Genomic DNA, 2,758 nt, shown 5'->3' on the forward strand with positions numbered 1-2,758 from the left:
CCTATTTGCATTAATACAATACTTACTCTATTTTTTTCAAAAACTGATAAATAAGATATAAACGAAAGCATTATAGATTGTGAGTATTCATTACACCCTTCTACTTTAGAAAGATACTTTATAACTCAAAAATGTTCAGACACAATATAAGGTCTGAACACTTTTGGACTCGCTCTAACACCAAAATATCTGTGCTCCTTTTTAAAATATACTTAAATCCCATTCTTTTGCAATATGTTCTAACAACATAATTCCTGGTAAACTATTCCCATATTCATCAATGGCTGGTCCGTAAATACCAATACCACATCCATCTTGGAACGATAAATCCTTCCTAGATTTTGAGGGAACAAGTGTCATAATTCCACCGGATACCCCACTCTTAGCTGGTAATCCAATGAAAGCAGCAAATTTTCCAGAAGCATTGTACATTCCACAAGTTAGCATTAAAGCTTTTGTTAACCTAGCTACTTCTTTAGGGAGCACTTGTTCTTTGCGAATAGGATGATATCCATCATGTGCTAGTATAAGCCCTATTAAGGCAATATCTTCTGTATTTATTTCAATCGAACATTGTTTTAGGTAAACCTCTAGTGTCTCCTCCACATCTGATTCTAGAAAACCATTCTCCTTTAAATAGTATGCTAATGCTCTATTACGATGAGCCGTTTCCCATTCTGATTGAAATACTATTTCATTAATAGCGGGACGCTTCTCTATCATTTTTTCAATTAATACGTATAGAGATTCTAATTTTTCTTGCACCGATGTCCCTGGCAAAAGTGAAGCTATCGTAATCGCTCCAGCATTGATCATAGGATTAAAAGGTTTTCCTGGTTTATGTATCTCTAAACGAATAATTGAATTAAAGGCATCTCCAGTTGGCTCTACGTCAACTCGTTCTAATACATAAGAAATACCGCGACTTAAACAAGCGGCTATAAAACCGATTACTTTTGATATACTTTGTAATGTGAAAGGTATCTCCCAATCTCCTGATTTTATCATTGTTCCATCTGGCTTTACTATACAAATACCTAACTGCGATACATTTATTTCCCCCAGAGCGGGAATATAACTGGCGCTTCGTCCCTTAGCTGCATACGCTCGATAATGAGCTACCCATTGATCTAAGCAAACTTTTTCTTGACCCTCAACTTGAACGCTAGAATCCTTTATCATTTAATCATATTCCCCCGTACTATTAACTTTATATAGAATGATTTTTTCTTTACTATAATCAATAATATTTGCACTAGAACCAAGAAAAATATTCAGACATATTGCAGTCTGAATATCCTTCTTATTACACACTTTTCTTTTTTGAAGTTTTCTCATAACTATCCCAACATTCAATATTTTCAAGCCCTTTAATGTTTTCTTTATAAAAAACAGGATCTTTACCAGCTTTTTTCTGGTTTATATAATCTTGTAACGCCGCAAATGCTACTTTTGAAAGTAAGGTAATAGCAATTAAATTAATAATAACCATAAAGCCCATAAATAAGTCCGCTAAATCCCATACAATTTGAATCTTTGCAACAGAACCAAATACAATCATAGCCAACACACTTATTCTGTATATCATTAACCACACTTTACTTGTATGTAAGAAGCGAATATTTGTTTCACCATAATAATAGTTGCCAATTAACGCACCAAATCCAAATAAAAAAACAAAGATAGCAAGACAACCCGATGCCCAAGGACCTATGTGTTCACTTAGTGCTGCTTGTGTAAGTGCAATACCATTTAACCCCGGTTGTTTATATGCATCAGACAGCAAAATAATAAAGGCAGTGCTAGTACAAATGATCAGTGTATCCGTTAATACACCAAATGCTTGAATCAGTCCTTGTTTCACCGGATGACTTGTTGTTGCTGTTGCGGCAACGTTTGGTGCACTTCCCATACCAGCTTCATTTGAGAATAAACCGCGTTTAACTCCATTCATAAGTGCTGCACCAATTGAACCGCCTACTATTTGTTTAAAACCAAATGCGTTTTGAACAATAAGAGAAAGAACTTCCGGCATTTTTGATATGTTGGTAACTACAACAAATAATGCAACTCCAATGTATAATACCGCTAAAAATACCACCTTGTATTCAGCCATTTTTGCAATACGTTGTACACCACCAAAAATAATCGCAGCGAAAGCAATAGCCATGATTATCCCAACTGTTAGACGATCTGTACCAAATGAGTTTTGAAAAGCAATTGTAACTGTATTTGATTGTACTGAATTGAATACAAGACCAAAAGTAATTGTGATTAAAATAGAGAATAATACTCCCATCCAACGTTTATTCAACCCTTTTTCCATATAATAGGATGGACCACCGCGGAAACCAGTTTTATCTTTTACTTTATATATCTGTGCTAATGTGCTTTCGACAAAACTGGAGGCCGAGCTAATAATAGAAATAATCCACATCCAAAATACAGCTCCAGGACCACCTAATGCAATTGCAATCGCAATTCCTGTGATATTCCCTGTTCCAACGCGGGCTGCCATACCAATACAAAACGCTTGAAAAGGAGAGATTTGATCTTTAGAACCACTTTTCCCCTCCATTAATACACGGACCATCTCTTTTAACATTCGAAACTGTACAAAATTCAATTTAAATGTAAAATAAATTCCGCAAATAACAAGCATAATAATTAACAATTTAGACCATAAAAAATCATTTGTTGATCCGACTAACTCTACAAAAAATCTTTCCATATTATCACTCCATACCAAAAATTTATC

At 34.7% G+C, this 2,758-nt stretch carries 2 protein-coding genes; both read right to left on the bottom strand.

Annotated elements, in window-relative coordinates; genetic code table 11:
- Nucleotides 1–201: 201 nt before the first annotated feature.
- Nucleotides 202–1,182 (bottom strand): glutaminase GlsA, encoded by a 981-nt coding sequence (gene glsA / locus ACQGS6_RS25970; protein WP_000588648.1) that lies wholly within the window; start codon nt 1,180–1,182, stop codon nt 202–204.
- A 124-nt stretch (nt 1,183–1,306) separates the two neighbouring features.
- Complete coding sequence (locus tag ACQGS6_RS25975; RefSeq protein ID WP_000439289.1) at nt 1,307–2,731, bottom strand: alanine/glycine:cation symporter family protein; 1,425 nt, start codon at nt 2,729–2,731, stop codon at nt 1,307–1,309.
- Between the last annotated feature and the right edge of the window lie 27 nt (nt 2,732–2,758).

Origin of the sequence: Bacillus sp. GMs2/2 (assembly GCF_050172095.1) — a bacterium.
Lineage (GTDB): Bacteria > Bacillota > Bacilli > Bacillales > Bacillaceae_G > Bacillus_A > Bacillus_A cereus.

Excerpts from the sequence above, each read along its gene's own strand:
- glsA (WP_000588648.1), bottom strand. The coding sequence starts at position 1,182 with ATGATAAAGGATTCTAGCGTTCAAGTTGAGGGTCAAGAAAAAGTTTGC.
- ACQGS6_RS25975 (WP_000439289.1), bottom strand. The coding sequence starts at position 2,731 with ATGGAAAGATTTTTTGTAGAGTTAGTCGGATCAACAAATGATTTTTTA.